The organism is Phaeobacter sp. G2 (assembly GCA_025163595.1).
Lineage (GTDB): Bacteria > Pseudomonadota > Alphaproteobacteria > Rhodobacterales > Rhodobacteraceae > Pseudophaeobacter.
In genome coordinates this window covers 3,055,221-3,075,082 of record CP104100.1, presented here as the reverse complement: position 1 = coordinate 3,075,082, position 19,862 = coordinate 3,055,221, and the positions used below count along the sequence as shown (strand labels likewise).

Annotated in this window: 20 protein-coding genes; 6 read left to right on the top strand and 14 right to left on the bottom strand. The window is 55.4% G+C overall.

Going from position 1 to position 19,862, the window contains the following annotated elements; all coding sequences use genetic code 11:
- Nucleotides 1-92 precede the first annotated feature (92 nt).
- From N1037_14580 to N1037_14545, 8 genes are all read right to left on the bottom strand, one after another.
- Nucleotides 93-467 carry a hypothetical protein gene (locus N1037_14580; GenBank protein UWS78492.1) on the bottom strand — a complete coding sequence of 125 codons (375 nt, stop codon included), beginning with the start codon at nt 465-467 and terminating at the stop codon, nt 93-95.
- Nucleotides 467-1,342 carry a hypothetical protein gene (locus N1037_14575; GenBank protein UWS78491.1) on the bottom strand — a complete coding sequence of 292 codons (876 nt, stop codon included), beginning with the start codon at nt 1,340-1,342 and terminating at the stop codon, nt 467-469. The genes N1037_14580 and N1037_14575 overlap by 1 nt, the downstream gene beginning before the upstream one ends.
- On the bottom strand, nt 1,339-2,085 hold the full coding sequence (locus N1037_14570) for an AAA family ATPase (protein UWS78490.1): 747 nt from the start codon (nt 2,083-2,085) through the stop codon (nt 1,339-1,341). The genes N1037_14575 and N1037_14570 overlap by 4 nt, the downstream gene beginning before the upstream one ends.
- A gap of 68 nt (nt 2,086-2,153) precedes the next feature.
- A complete protein-coding gene (locus N1037_14565) occupies nt 2,154-4,286 on the bottom strand; it encodes a Mu transposase C-terminal domain-containing protein (GenBank protein ID UWS78489.1) in 2,133 nt (710 codons plus the stop codon).
- On the bottom strand, nt 4,283-5,176 hold the full coding sequence (locus tag N1037_14560; protein UWS78488.1) for a ParB N-terminal domain-containing protein: 894 nt from the start codon (nt 5,174-5,176) through the stop codon (nt 4,283-4,285). The genes N1037_14565 and N1037_14560 overlap by 4 nt, the downstream gene beginning before the upstream one ends.
- 122 nt (nt 5,177-5,298) lie before the next feature.
- The gene (locus tag N1037_14555; protein UWS78487.1) at nt 5,299-5,601 is read right to left on the bottom strand and encodes a hypothetical protein; all 303 of its coding nucleotides are present in this window, start codon (nt 5,599-5,601) and stop codon (nt 5,299-5,301) included.
- Nucleotides 5,598-5,825, bottom strand: coding sequence for a hypothetical protein (locus N1037_14550; protein UWS78486.1), 228 nt, complete (start codon nt 5,823-5,825; stop codon nt 5,598-5,600). The genes N1037_14555 and N1037_14550 overlap by 4 nt, the downstream gene beginning before the upstream one ends.
- A 61-nt stretch (nt 5,826-5,886) precedes the next feature.
- Nucleotides 5,887-6,138: a helix-turn-helix transcriptional regulator gene (locus N1037_14545; protein ID UWS78485.1), complete on the bottom strand. Its 252-nt coding sequence runs from the start codon at nt 6,136-6,138 to the stop codon at nt 5,887-5,889.
- Nucleotides 6,139-6,722: 584 nt separating this feature from the next.
- On the opposite strand from N1037_14545, the gene N1037_14540 reads away from it, so the two are divergent.
- The 3 genes from N1037_14540 to N1037_14530 all read left to right on the top strand — a co-directional run bounded on the left by N1037_14540 (nt 6,723) and on the right by N1037_14530 (nt 8,691).
- Complete coding sequence (locus tag N1037_14540) at nt 6,723-7,364, top strand: LuxR family transcriptional regulator (protein ID UWS78484.1); 642 nt, start codon at nt 6,723-6,725, stop codon at nt 7,362-7,364.
- A gap of 65 nt (nt 7,365-7,429) precedes the next feature.
- Nucleotides 7,430-8,011 (top strand): hypothetical protein, encoded by a 582-nt coding sequence (locus tag N1037_14535; GenBank protein UWS78483.1) that lies wholly within the window; start codon nt 7,430-7,432, stop codon nt 8,009-8,011.
- 281 nt (nt 8,012-8,292) lie between these two features.
- Nucleotides 8,293-8,691, top strand: a complete 399-nt coding sequence (locus N1037_14530) for a DUF6331 family protein (GenBank protein UWS78482.1) — start codon at nt 8,293-8,295, stop codon at nt 8,689-8,691.
- 131 nt (nt 8,692-8,822) lie between these two features.
- Here the strand turns inward: N1037_14530 and N1037_14525 are convergent, their stop codons facing one another.
- The 3 genes from N1037_14525 to N1037_14515 all read right to left on the bottom strand — a co-directional run bounded on the left by N1037_14525 (nt 8,823) and on the right by N1037_14515 (nt 11,752).
- Nucleotides 8,823-9,959: a hypothetical protein gene (locus tag N1037_14525; GenBank protein ID UWS78481.1), complete on the bottom strand. Its 1,137-nt coding sequence runs from the start codon at nt 9,957-9,959 to the stop codon at nt 8,823-8,825.
- A 270-nt stretch (nt 9,960-10,229) separates the two neighbouring features.
- The gene (locus N1037_14520; GenBank protein UWS78480.1) at nt 10,230-11,450 is read right to left on the bottom strand and encodes an NADH:flavin oxidoreductase/NADH oxidase family protein; all 1,221 of its coding nucleotides are present in this window, start codon (nt 11,448-11,450) and stop codon (nt 10,230-10,232) included.
- A 2-nt stretch (nt 11,451-11,452) separates the two neighbouring features.
- Nucleotides 11,453-11,752 carry a metalloregulator ArsR/SmtB family transcription factor gene (locus N1037_14515; protein ID UWS78479.1) on the bottom strand — a complete coding sequence of 100 codons (300 nt, stop codon included), beginning with the start codon at nt 11,750-11,752 and terminating at the stop codon, nt 11,453-11,455.
- Between the two features lie 583 nt (nt 11,753-12,335).
- On the opposite strand from N1037_14515, the gene N1037_14510 reads away from it, so the two are divergent.
- Nucleotides 12,336-13,838 carry a methyl-accepting chemotaxis protein gene (locus N1037_14510; GenBank protein UWS78478.1) on the top strand — a complete coding sequence of 501 codons (1,503 nt, stop codon included), beginning with the start codon at nt 12,336-12,338 and terminating at the stop codon, nt 13,836-13,838.
- A 462-nt stretch (nt 13,839-14,300) separates the two neighbouring features.
- Nucleotides 14,301-15,107 (top strand): class I SAM-dependent methyltransferase, encoded by an 807-nt coding sequence (locus N1037_14505; protein UWS78477.1) that lies wholly within the window; start codon nt 14,301-14,303, stop codon nt 15,105-15,107.
- A 238-nt stretch (nt 15,108-15,345) separates the two neighbouring features.
- Here N1037_14505 and N1037_14500 read toward each other — a convergent pair whose 3' ends face one another.
- From N1037_14500 to N1037_14490, 3 genes are all read right to left on the bottom strand, one after another.
- Nucleotides 15,346-16,122 (bottom strand): methyltransferase domain-containing protein, encoded by a 777-nt coding sequence (locus N1037_14500; GenBank protein ID UWS78476.1) that lies wholly within the window; start codon nt 16,120-16,122, stop codon nt 15,346-15,348.
- Between the two features lie 36 nt (nt 16,123-16,158).
- Nucleotides 16,159-16,551, bottom strand: coding sequence for a RidA family protein (locus N1037_14495; GenBank protein ID UWS78475.1), 393 nt, complete (start codon nt 16,549-16,551; stop codon nt 16,159-16,161).
- A gap of 451 nt (nt 16,552-17,002) precedes the next feature.
- Nucleotides 17,003-17,986: a LuxR C-terminal-related transcriptional regulator gene (locus N1037_14490; protein ID UWS78474.1), complete on the bottom strand. Its 984-nt coding sequence runs from the start codon at nt 17,984-17,986 to the stop codon at nt 17,003-17,005.
- Between the two features lie 110 nt (nt 17,987-18,096).
- Here N1037_14490 and N1037_14485 point away from each other — a divergent pair, with 110 nt between their 5' ends.
- On the top strand, nt 18,097-19,233 hold the full coding sequence (locus N1037_14485; GenBank protein UWS78473.1) for a class II histone deacetylase: 1,137 nt from the start codon (nt 18,097-18,099) through the stop codon (nt 19,231-19,233).
- Nucleotides 19,234-19,862: the final 629 nt, after the last annotated feature.

Below are 19,862 nucleotides of genomic sequence, written 5' to 3'. Positions count from 1 at the left end.
CTTACTGGCGCGGGTTGATCAGGCTCCGGTCGGGTCCAGCCGGTCGGCTAGACTGCGGAGCCAGATGGCGAGTTTGGTTTTCCGGGGCAGGATCACTCTTCGGCCTCCGGCTTGAACTTGGGGCAGGCCCGGCAGGCGTGAAACATCATCACGCGCATGGGGCTTGAAGACGTGAGATCTTCAGCCCGGCGCCGCCAGGTGAGGCAGGTCGCGCTTTCAATCTCGCCGCCCAGGGCACCGCACTGCACGGGTGCGTTCATGAAGGTTTCGCGAACAATGGTTTCCACATTGGCCATGTTGCCTTTGTATTGGTTGCGAATGGTCTGGCTGACCAGTGCCGAGCTGACGTTCAGCTTTTTGGCCACGGTCGCCTGGGAAGATTGGTCGCATTCGGTGACAAGAACGGTCACCCAATCGGGAACGCTGCCGTTCCAGCCGTCATCGGCGAGGATTGCTCGGTTGCTCATTATACTTGCCCTAGTGGTGAGTAAGAAATTCTGTCTTCGTTGGGGTCAACAATCACGGTCACGCGCTGAGAGTGAGGGGGGAGCGGGCCGGTGTTGTTGACCAGATTGAACGGAGTTTCACAGGAGATCTTCTTGGTTGGCTTCGGGGGCTTGATGTAGCCCGCCTTGTTGAGGGTACGGCAGTACCGGGTCACCTCGTCTTGGCTGAGTTCGGGGCGCGTTGGGAGAAGGGCCTGGTGCAGCTCAAGGGGGCGGAAACGGCGCTTGATGCGGATCGCGGACCAGATTGCGCCCTCGGTGCTGCTGCGCAGGTCTTTTGCCGCTACACGCTGCTCTTTGGGGGAGTGAACCGTATAGAAGGCCGTCGCCTTTTCACGCCCCCAGAATTTGACCACTTTTGCCGCGCGCAGCGCGCGCAGAAAGCCCATCGTCTCAAGCGGGTTCTCTGGAAAGGCTGCCATGACATCGCCGTTGGTGAAGTGGCGGTGTGCAGAGATGAATTGCCAAATCTTGCGCTCGTGGTCTGTGCCGGGTTTCGAGGTGGGGATATCAACCGAAACGCCCTCTGCTGCTGCCCCTTCGATCAGCTCAAGCAGGTAGGAGCGGGCGCGTTTTGCTGTGAGTTCACCAGCTTTGTCCATGGCGTCGATCTTGGCCGCTTCCTGTGGCCCCCAGGCGGTGAGGTAGCGAAGGCCGCCCGAGACGCCACAGGGAACCACCGCGCCAATGTCCCGCAGCCGTTCCATAAAGCGGGACATTGCTTCCGGCCTGGCAGAGCAATGGGCGGAAATGTCCATTTCGACAAAGCGAAGCTGGGAACGGATGAACTCCAGCATTTCCCGTTCCGGGCCTTTTTTTACGGGGACCTGCATCATTTCAGGTCACCCCGCGGTACAGGCGCAGTATCGCGCAGGAACTCAAGGCCGCCCCAGCTTTGTTTGGTGATTTCGCTGGTGGCGTTGAACCGGGCCTGTTTGCAAATGTGGGAGACTTCTTTGACGATCCAGCGGGCGTTTCCAGTGTGGCGGGCGCGCACTTCCTCCAGGATCTCGTCATCAATTCTGATGCCTTCGGGGGACACCATGTCTGCCAGTTCTCGCGTGTCTTTGAGATCGGCCGGCAGCGCTTCTGCGTAGGCAAAAATTCGGCTGTCGAATTGAGTGAACCGCCGGAGCTTTTGGGGCAGATCTTCTTCACCGACCAAAAGGATAGGCGTTTGAGACCCGTCGTGCAGGTCACGGACAATGCCGGTCAGCCCTTTGGCGACGAGGTAGTCGGCTTCGTCAATGATCAGCGGGCGGCTCTCAATGGCCAGAGCTTGTGTCGCGGCTTGCACAAGTTCTGGAACGGTTCCTTTACCAGAGTGCCCGAGTTCGCGCAGGAGTTGCTGGAGGAAGAATTTCTTGCTCCACTCGCTTTGCACAAGCAGGTGAATTGCATCCAGCTCAACCGCGCAAAAGATCGCGCCGAAGGTCTTTCCGTAGCCTGGAGGGCCATGGAACACCCCAAAGCCGGGGGCACCAAAGACGCGGCCTTTCAGCTCATCGAGAAGCCCAGCCATTCTGGCCACATTGGTCAGAGGCCTAACAGCGTTGCCGATTTCAGAAAGATATGCCATGCTCACTCCTATCAAGTCTTATGCCGTCGCCTTGGGGTCCAGCCAGGCGGCGGCTTTTTCGTTTGGTGCTATCCGGCGGTGTCGCCGCCAAAGCGTCGTTTCACGGCCAAAAGGCCCTTGTATTCGGGGTGGTCCACAAAGCCTTCCATCCAGCTCCGTTCCCGGTCACCGACTGGTTCGCCCGCGTTGATTTTCCGCCGGATCTCGGCAACCTGGTCAAAGCGCCCGTCGGGGGTGCCGGCCACCTGAAACTCGGTGGGAGTGGCCTTGGCCTTCGGCTTGGATTTCATCTGCAGGACCAGAGCGTCCCGTGCCGCAGCCGCGTCGGGATCTGGCCGAGACGAGGCAACACGGGGTTGTGGCTTCGGAAAGACCGGCGAAACCACCTTTGCTTCCATCAGGGCAGGGGGTTCTTTGCGTCCAGCGTTCATGTCCGCGCCGAGCCGTTCCGGTGCAAATGGAGCATGAAGCTCAGCGAGCTTCTTCTGAGCCTTGGTAATTTGGCTGCGGCGGCGAGCTTTTGAACGCGCGCCTTCTAGGTCGAAGAACCCGACCTTTTGCTGGCATTCCGCAAAGCCCATGTATTCGCCGCTCAAAGCATAGATATGGACGCCGCTGTGCAGATCCTCAGGGTCGAAGCGGGCAATGACCTTTGCTCCCGCCTCCTGGCTCATCCAGTCGCAGTGATAGACGTTGCCATGCAGCTTCAAACCACCATTTTCCTTGTGCAGCTTTGCAGGGGCCTGGCCCATCAGCCAAAGACGGCGCTGGTCTTCGGTTGCTTTGCGGATCGGAGCGGTCGCGTAGCTCTCTTCAAAGGTCTGGTCGAAGGAGCGCCCGTTGGCGGTTGCGGAGCGGCGACCAGGGCGCGCGTTGTGCTCTGCAATACCCTCGGCCAGAATTTCCACGAAATCAGCCGCCTTGATGGCACGGCTGCCGTAGTTTTCAGGTTTCGCATCGGGCCGATTGCCGACATAGGCCCCGGCAAAGCGCGGATCTTTCGCCACGTCACTGGCGAGATCCCGAAAGGCCCGCTCGATGGGCTTGGCCTGGCCATGGGCCGGGGTGGCCCAGTGCATCTGAATTCCAAGGTGGGGCAAGACCCCGATTGGGTCGTCTTCGCGGATCTTGAACCGGAACCGGGTTGGCGCGCCGGCGGTCATCCACTTGTTGGCAAATTCCCGGCCATTGTCGAAGAGGCAGCGCTTGGGAATACCCCAGTTTTCGACCAGTTCACCAAAGGCGGCCATGACCATGACCTTGTTGGGGTCGTGATCGACGCGCCAGGACAGGATCTTGTTAGAGTAGAGGTCCTGAAACGCCACGATCTGGGGGCGGTTTATAGTGCCGTCTGGCCATTCCACAAAGACGTCGATCTTGTGGCAGTCAGCGTTGACCGCTTCCAGGGCAGACAGGCATGAGCGGTCGCGGATCTGGGCAGGAAAGCAGCGCATGAGGCCGTTGGCCCCCTCCCGCTTGAAGACCTGCACGGTACGGGGCACTTCTGCGTCGACCCAGCGTTTCGCGGTCTTCTCTGGGGGCGTCGGCCATCCTTTACGCTGGGCCTCAGAACTTGCCGAGCGGTAGCTCTGGGCAAAGGTCGGGCGTTCCAGGCGGAGGTATGCGCTTTTCAGCCAGTCCAGGAACGGGGCAAACTGCGCCCGGTCTTCGGCCTTGGTGCGTTTCTTAGGCGGGCGCGGTGCAAGATAGGCCAAACGATCCTCAGGCGCGACGCTCTCAACCAAGGCGATCCAGTTATAGACCGTGCGAGGGCTGACGCCCTTTTCCTTAGCGACAGCCTCAACCGCGACCACATGGATGGCGCCGCTGGTGTGTAACAATCCAACCTTATCCAGGGCGTCCAGCCGGTCGGCTGCGGTGTCTTTCGCCTTCTGGCTCAGTGCCTCATATCCGGCCCAGGCTTGGCCTCGGTCCTGGTGTTCTTCGGGGCTGGCCTCTTTGTGCTGCGCTTCCCGTTCAATCAGCTTTAAACGGGCGTTAAAGGGCAACACGGACCAGTGGTAGAACAACCCGCCACCGCGCCCAGGCTTGCGCATGATAGCACCGGGGGTGGCGCGCCAGTTTTCCCGCAGGGCAAAAGCATTCACCCCCCGCGCGGACCCCGGAAGGCCGGGCAGGCAAGCCTCTGCAATCTGCTCGGCAGACCACCACTCTTGGGATGGGGCTATGTCGCCGCTCATTGGGCTGCCTCCCGTTTGCTGGCAAACGAGACCACCTCGGCGGCGTCCTCTTCCTCGGCGCTGATTTCATGGATCAGTTCAATCAGCTCGTCACAATGCAGCCGGACGAACTCCCGGCGGGCGCTTTTCTGAGCGCGGGAATAGGCGTCTTTGAGCTTCGCAATCTGCTGATCAAGCGGCGACAGAACCGCCGCGCCTGGAGCCTTTTTGCGGTCCAGAACTTCCTTTGCGGTTTTGGCTTCACCCGCTCCCAGGGCGGCACAGATTGCACTGCGGTCGGCTTGTGCGCCGCATTTGGCGATGTGTTCCAGGTCTTTGAACTGCACCCGGTTTGGCGCTTTGCGCAGGAGGGCGATTTCAGCTTTGGACAGCTTTTCGCCGACGCTGATCAGGCGGCGAATGTGGCGGTCGCCTTTGCCAAATACCTCAGCAGCATTGGCAGCAAATGATTGTACGGACATAATGTCCGTACATTCGCCACGGCGCACTTGGTTGGCTTTGAAAGCCCTCTTCGCCTCGGGGTGATCCCGCTCGTACAGCTCTTTGTGAGCGGCCAAAAATACCGCCATATCCAAAGGTGTGAGCGGTGCGCCGGCCACGTTGGCGTCAACCTCAATCCTGATGGCCTGGTCATTGGTGCATTCGCTAACCTTGACCGGCACTTCTTCCAGGCCGACCTGCTTCGCTGCGGTCAGGCGGTGCAGCCCGTCCATCAGGCGATAGCCGGTTTTGACCCGGCGCACCAACAAGGGTTGCAGGATGCTGCCGACTTCCTGAATGGATGAAACGATACTGGCGACTGCCGTGTCGGAGGCGATGCGCAGGCGCTCTTCTATTTCAATTTCTGCGACCGGCAGGGATTGAACATTCTGCCAATTTGGAGGGGTCATTGTGGATGCTCCAGTTAACTTGGGTTCAGTTGAAGAAGGCCCGCCGTTCTGTGCGGCGTGACCGGAAAATTCGGCGCGCTCCGGGGCCTGAAAACGGCCCTCGATGATTTGCGCGCCGGGCATCAGGTTTCGGCCCGGTCTTGGGTTGAAACAAAGGCATAGAAATTGGTGAGGGCACCTGTGGACTGCAGGGTAACCATCAGGTTGGCGACCTTCTCTTGTGCTGCGCCCATGGCTTCGACTGCTGCATCAGATTTTGCCGAAATTTCGTCTAGGTTGGGGGCGTCCCACAGGCGGGCACTGCACAGATCCATATGGACGTCTTGGACCTCCTGGCGGTGTTCCGCATACTCAGAGGTCGCTCCCGCTAGTGCGGCGGCTATGGGGGCCAGGGACGTGCGCCGGGTTTTAAATTCTTCGGTCACTTCATAAACTCCAGAAACAAAAGAAGCAGGGGGAAGATGCAGACGCAAAGTCCGCCAATGAGGTCGTCCCAAAACTCAGAAAAGTTTGCCCAGGGCAGGTGGATAATGTGGCCCCAGATCAGCCAAAATAAGGCTGCGCCGGGGCCGGTCTTCGCCGTGAGCGGGCGTGGGGTGTCAAAAGCCCCCAGCGACGCATCCACGGCATCGCTGGGGTAGTGGCTCAACCGCATACAGGCCTCGGATGAAGCACGGTTGAGCGTGGGAGGGTCCAAGTTCCTCGCCATTTTAAGTTCCCTCAGCCAAACTGGCTCGAAACTCTTCGAGCTGTTCTAGGCGCTCAAATGCGGCGTGGATTTTTCGTAGCTTTTGGGCTGAGGGAAACATGAATTGCCCCGCAATCCAGTGGCCATAGTAGGAGGGTTCTAGCCCGGCCTCTTTAGAGAAACCCCGCAAAGAAATTTCCAGCTTCTGACGGCGCTTTTCGCAAGATGCGACCATGCGCTCGCGCTCGACTTCGTTTTTCTTTTGCTCTGTCATGGCGTTCCTAAACCGCATATATTCGACTTATAGTGAGCATTATCGCGATTAAAATCGCATTGTCAATTCGACTAATAAGTCGTACTGTCGCGCTTAATGCTGCTTGGTTTGAGAAACGATGGAAGAAGACTGGCGTACTAGGTTGAAAGCTGAACTTGCCGCTAAGAAGGCGGCTGGGGCTTTCTATGTGACTCAGCTATCTGAGGACCTAGGGTGGAGTCGGGATCGGGTATCCCGGATGACGAAGCCGGGTAGCAATCCAGGTATGCAAGACGTGATTGTCTTGTGCGAAGCTGCTGGAATTTCAATATCTTACGTTCTAACGGGGCGTCGAGAGGAACCCATATATGATGGGGTTATCAATGAGATGTCGAAGCTGACCCAGGAGGAACTGAAGTTTCTCCACAAGCATTTACAGGCCCAGCCTTTGTCTTCCGAGAGCGGCGAAGAATCTGACAAGTAATGACGACCCGAGCAGCGTCTCGCGGGCTTCTATTCAGAATTTTGATGGCCAAGTCATAGAGTGGATCGTTGTTCATATTCGGTACTTTTTCGAGAAATTTGTATAATATTGGAACATTTGCATGAATTCTGGAACATGGCAACAACTCAAGGGAGAGCTAACTTCCTATGGTGAACGTGTAGCTAGTCATGGGTTCACCGCAGGCTTTGATTTCATTCAAGGTATTCCAAGCGAGATCATCACGACATTCCCAAACAGTTGGTTGGAAGAGTACCAGGGCAATAGCTACATTCTCAGCGATCCCGTGGTCATATGGGGGAGCCAATATGAGGGATTCAAAAATTGGGATGAGCTGCTAGAACTCTATCCGGCTAACATGCCTGATGTAATTTCGGCAGCTAGGTCCTCAGGGATGGTGAACGGTTCTGTGCTTTCGATATCGGTAAACAGAAGCCGAGCAATCATTGGCATAACCCACTATGAAAGATCGCTTTCTGAGACCGACCGGCTTGAGCTCTTCGGGTTGCTGGCAAAGATGTGTATTGAGTGCGAAAAGAGGAAGGCTGGCCCCGAGATCTCAGAGCTAGGTCGCAGGTATCTACAGCAAGTCTCTGAAGGGTTGACCGATAAAGAGATTGCAGAGCGCCAGGGGGTCTCCCAACGCGCAGTTAGCGCTTTGCGTGAAAGGGTCATGGCCAAGCTCTCCGCTCCGACCTTAGCGACAGCGTTGCTCTCGGCATATAAGTACCGAATTATAGACTAATAAATCACTCACAGACCCTACGTGAAACGCGCATAGTCTGCCGCGTAAACACGTTGGAGCTGAACATGATCAATGCAATTGTCGTCGATGAAAAGAACTCTGGTCTTTATGGAGGGCTTTTGCAGGCCCAGTTTCGGAGGCGATATGAACTCTTCGCTGAGAACTTGGGGTGGGATATCCCCCGTTCCACAAGAATTGAGAGGGACCAGTATGATCGTGCTGAGACGGTCTACATCCTTTTGGAGGAAGATGGAGTTCTTTCCGGCTATGCTAGGCTTTTGCCGACCACCGCCCAAACGCGATATGGAACAGCGGGATTTAGTTACCTGGTCAAAGATGCCGAGGCGGGTCTTCTTCCTGGCATTCCAACAGGCATCCTGAGCGGTGCGGCTGCGCCAGTGTCATCAGAAGTTTGGGAAATGACGAGGGTTGAGGCTAATGATCGCCGTAACCTTGAGGCTCTCTTTAAGGTCGCCAATAGATACCTCAAGTCCGTTGGAGCAAGATCTACAATAACCTTTACCCGGAAAAGCTTCGCAGGGATCCTCAATCGTTTGGGATATGCGACCGAGATCTTGGGGCCGGACTGCAGCTATGCTGGTAAGCCTTACTGTGCAATGGCCACGCAGTTGCAGCTTGGGCAGTAAGCGGCCTCTTGTGTGTCTGTTCCTAGTTCTAAACATAGTGGGAAGAGAAGCACCTGTCCCAAAACGAGGGGAGGGTGCCTGTGGCGAGAGGGGATCAAGGACCGCTCCCAGCCCAAAGCAGACCGGTGCGAAGCGGGGTTGGTTGCTGTTGCCGCACATGCACAAATCGCGCCTCGACTTCCTGAAAGCGGACATTCAAGCTGTCAAACGCGGATTTTTGCCCTCAATGTCCGCTAGGAGCCCATTGCAGCCATCTTATATTTCTGAGAAATGCTCAACGCATGATCGAAATTCAGCTACCTCCGTCCTTTGCAGCGCTCTGCAATACCTGCGAGACAATTTGCGAAAAGGAATGTTGCGGTATCGGAGCATTCAACTTCTCCCCGTTCAACATCATCTACCACCTCACTAAGTGGGAAGCGCGCATCCGTGACAGCGATGTTGAAGCGCTCCGCACGGAACTGTCTGATTTGGCTAGGGACCTTCGGAATTCAGATCAGCGTGCTGAGAAGGTGGTTCTGGCTGAACTCAATGCGATACTGACCAACGAACAGATGCTTGCTCTAATCAGCGAGATCAATTCTGCTCTCGCCGAAGGTTGCGCCATCTATGCCGGTCAGGAAAGTCGGATCGACGAGAGATATCGGAACTTCTTGCGGATCATCGAAGTGCCAAAATGACTGCAAAGTCCGCTAAGCCGACCTTGATCTCCGGTCTCAGTGTCAGTTTGGTATGCTTGCGCGGCGAACGGCAGCTGTGAGCCCATTTCAACCAATGCTGCACAGCGCATGAGCGGCCGCTTTGAACAATCTCACGGACAATCGAGATCAAGGTTTCTTGGAAATTCTATGGGCAGGCCGATAAGAGCTTGTAGTTCTTCAAATCGGGCAATCAGTTTAGATTGTGCCTCTGCATACTGTTTTGGATTTGTTGGCTGAAAACCGCGTCTGTCCATATCCATGTCAACTTCGTCCCAATCCGAGAATCCACGTTGATACCAAGTTCGGACTGGTAACTGGGGTTCGATACCAAGCCACAATTCCCCATCCAAATCATATTCAAAAACGATGTTTCGCACTTCGTTATCATTTCCACATGGCGGAAGAGCAAAACGGATAAGCGGCCTTGTTTGATCAGGAAGATAACTCTGTCGAATGATCAGGTTTTGGCCACCCAAGTTGCGTTTTGGGATTGCCGAAAGCCTTTCACGAATAAAGCGGTAGTCGTCATTTGGAGAGCTGTCACTTGCTTCGATAGCGACCCTTTCAAAGATACCTTGGAAAAACGAATAGGGCGAATTTATTGAACACAAGCTGAACTGCTGCCAGTACATATATGCACCCACATGGCGTTCCAGCAAAACTTCAAACCTTAGAGGGTCGCCCAGAAGGAGTTCCTTGATAGGCTCCATTGTCTCATGGAGGACGACGGGGCTCATAAATTGCGCAACGACAGCAGCCCGCATTTGCGGTGTGAACGTCGGACCGAGTTCTCGGTCAAGGAAAGATAACGTGAAAAGCATATCGTCATAGCGGGCTTGTGCAAATGGCGCACGCCATGCCGTGCCATTGAGCGCGTCCTCGATTTGGGTACGTAGAATATCCGCTAATATGTCGGACAGATTGCCAAGAACCTCGTCCTCCTGTGCAGACCTAACTACTCTTCCGTCGGTACTATAGTTGGCTATGCAAGCATGTTGAGCCTGAACAGTTTGTGGAGCTGTCAGTGCTGCGAGAGCAATGAAAGCCAGTCCAAGAACGTTCGCAAAATTCATCTTAATTTCCAAACCGGTGTTATGGACGGGACGAGTCGCCTGCCTGAGTTCAATTGCCGAATATCGCCCACGTTTGTACCATGGCCAAACTTCAGTAGCCACGCCCGGCACCCAAGGCATTTCAGCAAACCGGACATTCCAGTTGCCGCAGCGAACGGCAGCGAAGTCCCGCATGGCCGTCATCTAGGCCAATTTTTCGCTGCAAAGATCTCCAATGTCCGGTGTTGACGCGGCGTTGCAGCGCGTTTGCGCTGAATTTTCAGGGTGTGGGCCAGACTTTGCAAACTCCGTTATCTGCACATTACTGCCGTTCGCCGCGCCAGCGTACCAAACCGGGACTGAGGCAGTAGGCCAAGGTCGGCTGAGCGGGACTTTGCTACCTTTCACCGCAAATGATTCAACGGCCGCTTTGCCAGAAATCGAGAAACAACCGTCACTCCGTTGTCATTCGCGTCTAGCTGTGAGCAGCTGGTCGGTGGCCAACTTGATTTGGTTCAAGTAGCTTTCATGCCCGTCGACAACTGACATTTCTAAGTCCGGTGCCCCTGTCCGTCCTGCAAGTGCAATCTGGGCGCAGAACCAATTGAGAACCGCGCCGCGCGGCAATGTCTCAGCAGGTGGAAAATTCTGCTCAACTGCGGGGGCTTTCGCGATCTCACCTTCGAGCAATTTTCTGGCAAAAGCCGGATCAGCAATAAAGGGACGCCCCATCCCGATCAGGTCTGTCTTTCCGCCTTCAATCGCATCGTTCATGACGTTGGAGGAACGAAACCCGCCGGTGACCATCAGGGGAATGTTCAATGCAGCTTTGATCGCAGCGGCATAATCCAGAAAGTAGGCCTCGCGTATCTGAGTTGATCCGCTTTTCGACGCATGTTGATACGCTGTCGGCTCTTCAAAATTGCCGCCCGAGATTTCGATGAAATCCACGCCCACTGTTTCCAACATGACAGCCACTTGAACTGAATCCGCGTGGTCGAACCCGCCTTTCTGGAAATCGGATGAGTTCAGTTTGACGGCAACGATAAAGCCCGGATCAACGGCTTGCCGAACCGCTTTGACGACCTCGATTGTCAGTCGCGCCCTGTTTTCCAATGCACCACCCCAACGGTCGGTTCGGGTGTTTATCCGAGGCGACAGGGCAGAACTAAGCAGGTATCCATGTGCGGCATGAATCTCGACGCCATCAAACCCAGCCTCCTGTGCAAGCCTTGCAGACCGCACGAATTTTGCGATGATCTGTTCAAATTCAGGCTCGCTTGCTGGGATCGGCTTGCCATAGCCGGGTAAATCTAGCTGGACGTCTGATATCGACGTTGGGTGGGCATTGATTGCTTCAGGGGTTTGCCGTCCGGCGTGGGCAAGTTGAGCAAGGATTTTCGCTCCACCACTCTTGCCCGCTGCGGCAAGTGCTGAAACGCGTTCCATGTCCGAACTTGAGTCTAATACAAAGTTGCCAGCATGTTCGAGATGCATCCGATCAACGGGTGTGTTCCCTGTGATCAAAAGCGCGGCACCACCTTTGCTCCATTGCGCAAAAAGGTCAATCTGGGCTTGCGTGGGATTGTTGTATTCGTCTGCAAGCGCTTCCGACATTGCGGATTTAACGATGCGATTTTTCAGCGTGACACCGTTTGGCAGTATCAGTTGTTGACCGATATTCATTGCTACAGTTCCTCCGCCAGTATTTTCAGTGCTGCTGCGATTGCGTCTTCGTCCCGTCTGTAAAACGTCCATTGCCCATGCCGTTCTGACGTAACAAGCCCAGCGTCTTTGAGCAGGCGCATGTAGGTCGAGATTGTCGATTGTGAGAGGTTTGCCCTCTCCTGAATGTAGCCAACGCAGACCCCGCTAAGGTCAGCGTGTTCCGGCAGAGCTGGTGGAAAATTAGAGCGATCCTTGAGCCATGCCAATATCTGGCGGCGAACCGGGTTGTTGAGGGCCGATAGTGTTTTATCAATATCCATATATCGTCATATCGCGATATGCAGTTTAAGAGTCAAGTGATCTGATTAAGGTTTTTGAAAAAGCAGCCGTTAGCCACGATGCAGCAACGCGGTAGGTGTGGGCTCATAGCTGCCATTCTCCGTGCCGCAGCACGGGAAGGCAAGCCTGAGACCCGTTCCAAAATCTGTTCCTAGTTCGAAGCGCGGCTGCGGCATGCGGATTTTGCTCAACTCTTTGTCATGAAAAGCATAATCCCATTCTAGGAACTGGGCCGCCTCAGTCGGCGCTAATTCCTGGTTCGGAATTGAACATAAACAGCCTTATCGGACTCGAGGCGGCCGTAAGCGCTTGTTTTTAAGGGCTGCAGTGGGGGAGGGGAGTTTGAAAGGCGAAATGTCCGAAAATCGCGTTTTAGCCCTGTATGGGCCATTCTGGCCGGGTTTGAAAGACAAAACCTATTCGCCCTTAAACCCAAGTTAAACAGCGCTGATTGTCAATAATTCTGATGGTCTTGGCGAAACCACCGAGATCCTTATTGTCGGCCAAGATAATCTTGCCCGCACCTCGTTGCGGTTTGAGGCGGGGTATCAAGTTCTGCAGCCCTTGCCTGCAAGCGACCACGTTGGCACAGCTCAGGCGGGCGAGCGAACCTATGGTGCTGACAATATCGGCATACAGGGGCAACACGTAGCGGCCTATGCCACCCCCCTGGATCTTGGCTATGCTGATTGGGTCATTGTGGCCGAACAGGATGTTGCTGAGATCATGGGGCCGGCAACCCAGAAGCGTAATATTTTGTTGATACTTGGAATGGGCATCACGCTGATTTTTTCGCTGTTTGGTTGGATGTTCGCACGTTCGATCACCAAGCCGATTGGCCGGATCTGCCAAAACATGGAGGCGGTTGCTTCAGGGGTCTTGGACACTGATGTTGCTGATGCTGACCGGGGTGACGAAATTGGCCAGATCGGCAAAACACTGGTTTCGATGCAGGGTGACTTGAAGCATGCGCGCAGCGCTGAAGAGGGGCGAGCCAAAGAGCAACGGCACCAGCAACATGTCGTGGAAACTCTCAGCGCCAGTCTATTACGTTTGTCCGAAGGGGATTTCACTAGAACCATCGAAGAGGCTTTCACTGATGAGCATGAAAAGCTGCGGGCGGACTTTAACACCACGGTTCAAACACTGAACGATACACTGGCTCAGGTGGTTGATTCTGCAAACAGTATCGGAAATGGAGCCGCCGAAATCAGCCAGTCGTCGGACGACCTTTCGCACCGTACTGAAAGCCAGGCCGCAACCCTCGAAGAAACGGCCGCGGCTCTGGAAGAGATGACTGTAAGCGTGAAATCCGCAGCTGAGGGAGCCCGTAGCGTAGAACAGATCGTAGGCGAAGCCAAGAAAGAGGCCGAAATCAGCGGCTCTGTGGTGGAGAACGCAGTTGCAGCAATGACGGAGATTGAGAAGTCCTCGACCCATATTTCCCAGATCATTGGTGTGATTGATGACATCGCCTTTCAAACCAACCTTTTGGCGCATAATGCAGGAGTTGAAGCCGCGCGTGCTGGCGAAGCAGGGCGTGGATTTGCGGTGGTGGCCTCTGAAGTGCGGGCTCTAGCACAGCGATCCTCCGACGCAGCAATGGAGATCAAAACCCTGATTGATGATAGTTCCAAGCAAGTGGAGCGGGGCGTTGATTTGGTAGGTCGAGCAGGTGGTGCTCTGCAGAGCATCGTCGATCGGGTCGGTCACATCTCGTCACTGGTGACAGACATTGCCAAAAGTGCGGTTGAACAGTCCACTGGATTGGGTGAAATCAACACTGGCGTCGTCCAGTTGGACCAAGTCACTCAGCAGAATGCCGCAATGGTTGAAGAAGCCACAGCAGCCGGGCATTTGCTCAAGAGTGATGCGTCTCAACTGACAAAGCTGGTGAATAAATTCCAAATCTCCGGACGCTCCATCAAGGCTTCTGAAACTACGGAAAAATCATCCCCCCCCCCGTCGGCGCATGGCGCTGACGACTGGGGCCTAGAAGGGTCTGAACAGCCACAATTTGCAACTGGAACCCATGGCGCAGGCTCCGATACTTGGCAGGATTTTTAAAGCGCTTGTGCGGCCTGAGCCATTGGTCGGGAGCCCCCTCCCAATGGCTCACTATCTCGTCTGTCATGGTTTCTCCACTTCATCCGCACGCGCCGCGATGATGTACAAATGTGCGAATGAACGCAACGTTCCGCGACCCGGACATTGATAGAGCCGGAATGCTGCAAATTCGATCAACGTCCGCTTCAGGGAAGCTGCAGTGCGGCGTTGACAACTGAGATGAACGTCAGAAATGGGCCGGGCTTGTCGTGAAGGGCTGCCATAGTTTGCAGTTTTGCGAGGTCTGCTTCCTGCGCATTACTACCGTTCGCCGCGCCAGCGTACCAAACCGGGACTGAGGCAGTAGTTCAAGGTCGGCTGAGCGGACGAAGCGGGCCTTCATACCCATCTGTCCAAGGTCCGTTTTAGGATTGTCTGCCAACAATAAACTGTGTTCTCTTCTATCAAGTTGGGAGAGGCATCATGGATTTTTCAGCATTTAGAGAAGGCGAACGCAGGGGATGGTCAGCACGGGCACGGCTGTATGGTGACGCTACTGCACGCGTAACACTTCAGACCATTCCGAAGTTGCTAGACCATGCAAGACTTTTCCCCGCCGCGAAGGTGTTGGACGCAGGCTGCGGTCCCGGCTTTGTCGCAGCTAATGCCAAACTTCTTGGCGCTGACGCCGAAGGCATCGACTTTTCGGAAGGGATGGTTGAGCAAGCAAGAGATCAGTTTCCCGACATCAATTTCTCTGTCGCTGACGTTGAAGATTTGCCTGCACCGGACGAAGCGTTTGACGCTGTCCTGAGCAATATCGTTCTGTTCCATGTAACCGACCCGGAACAGGCGATGTCCGAGGCCCGCCGTGTTCTCAAGCGGAATGGAAGATTTGTGTTTAGCCAATGGCTCGGACCTGATCGTTCGGAACTCTACCGGCTCTTGTTCGACGTTCTGGGACGGCATGCAGATATGTCACGTGCGGACCCTGCACCAAATGCATACCTTTTGTCCGATGAGGCCGACGTTTCTGAAATGATGAGACGCACGGGGTTCACTGACATCAAGGCGGAGATTGTCGAGAATGTTCTGCATGCTCCGGGTCCCAGCTTTTTTGACTTCTTCATGAATTTCGGTGTTCGCGTGCCTCTTATTTTGGAACGTCAAGAATCCGATGTGCAGAACAAAATTAGAAATGAAGTCAATGAGGTGACTGCACCGTATCTCTCGGATGGAGTTTACAAGTTGCGTATGCCGAGTGTCGTATTCTCAGGTCAGGCAGTTTAATTTGCCGAGCGTCGTAGCAGACCTTTGTGCACCGCGCAGCATTCTTTATATCGGGTTCTCACCCGCCGTTCGCCTCGCCAGCACACCAAATCGGCACTGAGACCGGAGGTCAAGGTCAGCTGAGCGGATAAAAGCGTGCATTCGCTGCAAGTGCGCCAGTGACAGCTTTTGGGCGGCTGGCCAAAACAAACGATTTCGACGCTGCAAAAAGCTTATGATGTACAGTGCGTGTTGATGGCTACTTCTTTCGTGCGCTTACGACGAAATGTGTCAGCGCATAGAAAAAGCGGCCTTGGGCAGCCAATGTCTTTTGCACCGCCAGCCACGCCGCGGCTTCCTCGGCGGGAACGTGGCTATTGTCGACAGCATATCGGGCCATCAATTGCATCATCATCGTCGCAAGCCCGTCCGGCTTCAGCTCGTGATCACATGTCGTTAGTGGAGCGACACCCTCGACGATAAAGCCTGCGTCTCGCGCGATAGACGGCAAAATTGCCGGAACGTCGCGTTGTGTGAAATGCTGATCCCAAGACGCGATCATGCGGTCCATACGATCCTTCTCGTCGCTGAACCACACCAGACTGTCGAGATGGATGTCGCCGATCACAAGTCTGCCGCCGGGTTTCAGCACTCGGCTAGCTTCAGCGATTGCTCCGGGGATGTCGTCAAGATACTCGAAGACCTGAACCGAGACAGCCTTGTCCATTGTTCCGGTCTCAATTGGCAAACTATTGGCGGTGCCGGTCAGGATTTCAACACAGTCAAACGCCCTACACCGCTCCTTGGCCGGGCCAAGCATGTCGCGACTGGGATCAACTCCGATTGCCTTGCCCCCTGATCCAACCGCTCTGGCAAGCTCTAATGTCAGCAAGCCATTCCCGCAGCCAATGTCGACAATTGTTTCGCCCGCTGCGGGACGAAGAGCGTCGAATGACGCTTGTCGTCTGCGCGTGATATCCGCACCCTGATAGACGATATCCAGAAGCCGCGTCGTTTCCTCGTCAAACCTCAGCATTGGGCACCCGGCGACAAATACACATGGGCTTTTGCTCTATCCATCTTCGGGAACAACTGCATCAACTTCGATCTCGACCAACCATTCCGGGTTCACGAACCTCGTGACCGCCATGATCGTATCGACTGGACGGGCATCGACGCAGTATTTCTTTCGCGCCTCAATGGCCGCCTTCCAGTTATTGATATCCGTCAGAATGACCCGCGTTCTCACAATGTCATGAAGACCAGAGCCCGCCTGTTCGAGAGCGGCCTTGATGATTTCAAAGCACTGGGTGGTCTGGGCGAATACATCTCCGACCCCAACTGTCTTGCCCTGAGCATCTACAGGCGCGGTTCCCCCTACCGCAATGAAAGGACCAACACGAACCGCGCGACTGAAGCCAACGACTTCCTCCATGGGATTTCCGTTTGATATGAGCTGGCGCATTTGGTGAGCCTCCTCCCTACTGGAAAGCATACACGCATCTGATCAATCGTGACAAAGTTTTCGGAATTGCGGACATTCCAGCATCGTGCAGCATCGGTCAAACTGGGCTCACAGCTGCCATTCTCCGCGCCGCAGCAAGTGAAGGCAAGCCTAATGGGAGGGCGATCTGATGATTTTTGAACGCGCACACCTTTCTGGAATGCCGCTACGCGATCCTCACAATGCGCCTTCGGGCCGCGAGGTCGATCATCAACGTCTCGTCCCGCTCGGGCCTCATGGGCATTCCGGCCGCTACGGCATATGCCTCTTCCAAGGCCAGCCGGAAACCGACTTTTCAATACAATCCACCGCAACCGGCCAATAGGTTTTCGCAAGAAATCGGAAACTTTTGTGGATCATTCGCTCACTTTACAAGTGTACAACTTGTTGGCCTTCGCCCAGAGCAGCGCATTCAGACAGTGGCGGAGCGCGTCGTTTCCGGATCTTCATCGCGTTTTGCCAAGAGCATGGCCAAAGTCGCCTTATCTGACACATTCAGCTTGGAATACACGTTGCGCAGGTAGTGCCGTGCGGTCGACGGGGCAAGATTCAACTCTCTCGCGACTTCCTTATATGTGCGTCCGGCGGCAAACAGCCGGGCAACGTCGGCCTCGCGTTTCGTGAGGTCGTCGAACGGGTCCCGCTCGGACAGGCGCAAAAGAAAGAGCTGTGAGACAGCATCAATTTTCACCTGAATATGGGTTCCGACGAAGCGATCATTCTGGCTCAACGCGTCCTCCAGCGTCTTCGGCAGACGTGGCCCTTGCCAGGAAGGCCATTCACGGCGCAGGACGTCACTCAATGCCAGATCGGAGGACAGCACCAGGCCGCGCCGGTCGCAAATGGCGGCGGCCCGAATATTCACCTGTCCATGCAGGCTTTGTAGGTTTTGCTCTAAGCTTCGGCGCCAACTTTGCCCCAACGCATGCAGAAGATGCGGCACCATTACCTGCTTGACCATGCGTTCCTCTTCGTTGAAGGGGTCTTCTTTCCGGTAAAGAGACAAGAACGCATAAAGCCCAAGGTCGCGTTGGCGGGTTGTCGTACACAGGACGTGGCGAATTCCGTAAATCCCGAGGAAGCCTGATATCTCCGGGTAAGGAGCCAAATCTTGTTGGTTGAACCGCACGGTCGCAAATGGCGCGCCCAAAGCCGCACTTGCGATTGGATCACGCTCGCGCACGTTGTCCCAATGCCGCTTATACCCTTCTGGCAGCCCAAACCGAGTGGCTGAGTGAATATCCAGTCCTGTGATAAGCCCCCACCAGGCCGCGTCAAACGACAACACCCCTTGCACCGCACGTAGCGCAGCGTCCTGAAACTGGTCAAAAGGCACCTTTTCGGGCAGTTCGTGGATCTCCATCAAAACGGCACCCACTTGGTCGAGCGTTGGCATGGCCCCTCCACATGAACGGGTTCATCTGAACGATTACCCCGTGCACAGTCAAGCCTAGGCTTTGATTAGGGAACAGGGCCAACCGGCCCGAAAAAAGGAGGAAACCCAACATGAAACGCAATACTGGCTACGTATTTCACGAGTCCTATCTTTGGCACAACACTGGCACCGGAGCCGCCTTGCTCCCCTCGGGCGGGCCGATCCAGCCCGACCAGCCGCATGCTGAAAATTCGGAAACTAAACGGCGCATCGAGAACCTGCTCAGTGTTAGCGGCATCAAGAAGCACCTGCATGTGTTTGACGACATCACCCCCGCGACTCGCGACGAACTTTGTCTGTTTCACACGCCCGAATATGTCGACGGCATCAAGGCGATGAGCGATGCTGGCGGTGGAGACGCAGGCGAGTTGACTCCATTTGCTGTCGGTGGCTATGAAATTGCCTGCTTGTCGGTTGGCGGCGGGCTGACAGCGGGCCGCGCGATCCTGCGCGGTGAGATCGACAACGCCTATGTGCTGAACCGCCCGCCGGGGCACCACGCGGAGGCTGACATTGGCCGGGGTTTTTGCATCTTTGGCAACGGAGTGGTTACCGCAAAAGCACTGCGCCGCGAATTTGGACTAAAGCGGATCGCCATCGTCGATTATGACGTGCATCACGGGAACGGTGCCCAAAAAGCCTTTTACAACGATCCGGATACGATGGTGATTTCGATGCACCAAATCCAGTTCTATCCGGCGGATTCTGGCTTTGTCGAAGAATCCGGCGAGGGTGCGGGCAAAGGATACAACATCAATATCCCGCTGCCCCCGGGATCCGGCCATGGCGCCTACCTTCATGCAATGGACACAGTCGTCGTGCCAGCATTGGAGCGCTTCGAACCTGAACTTATCATCGTGTTGTCGGGCTTTGATGCCGGTGGGATTGACCCACTGGGCCGAAACATGGCCCATACCGACACCTACCGCGAGATGGTCGGCAAGATGCAGCGTCAGGCTGAGAAGCATTGTGATGGCCACATGTTGGTGCTTCACGAAGGTGGCTACTCTGCAGCCTATGCTCCGTTCTGCGGCTTGGCAGTTGTCGAGACCCTGAGCGGCATCAGCAGCGGCATCGAGGACCCGTTCCTGCCCTTCCTCGCCGGCATGGGCATGCAGGATCTGCAGCCGCATCAGGCCGAAATGATCGCGCAATCCGCCGAACTTGTTTCCGGTATCGCCCCACCAAAGGTGTTGGAGAAAGCGTGACACTCGACGACCGAAATGCCTCTGTGGGGCCGCATACTTTGAGAACGAGAAGCAAACGACCGACTAAGACCGGTGCGCTGCCTATCTAAATTGACACTGCCCTGCTACAAAGGCCCCGCCGCAATTGGCGGGGCCTTTTCGTTATTTGCCCTGCGGGCAGCAGCCTTTCACTGGCAATACAGGAGGGCGGTTGCAGGACAATCCGCGTTGAGGCAGAAGTTTCTTGAAATCCACCAAAGTCCGCTTTGAATCGGGACCAGTCCCCCCAACAGTCATTTGATCGAACGACCGGAAGTCCTGCAGATTCGACCTCTTGTTGCCCAAAATGCTGCGTGATGGGGCTAGCCGCGCGGCTGGTTTGAGGCTGCGGGGGAGGTTTGGGACACTTCCCGTTTCAAACTCCAAAAATCCGCCGCCCAAACCGTTTAAACCGTCGGGCGGCGGAGATCTTTAAAGGGTGTTTAAAGGCTTTTGAAGGTGCTCGGCGTCCAGCTCATCAGGGGCATCTTTCAAGGCCTCCCAGCATTCGGGTTTGAGTGCTGCCCTCAGAACGGCATCGACTTCCGGTAGGAACGAGCACCACATGGGCGCACCCTCCATTGTTATGTTTGGTTCGAGGCCTTCTAACC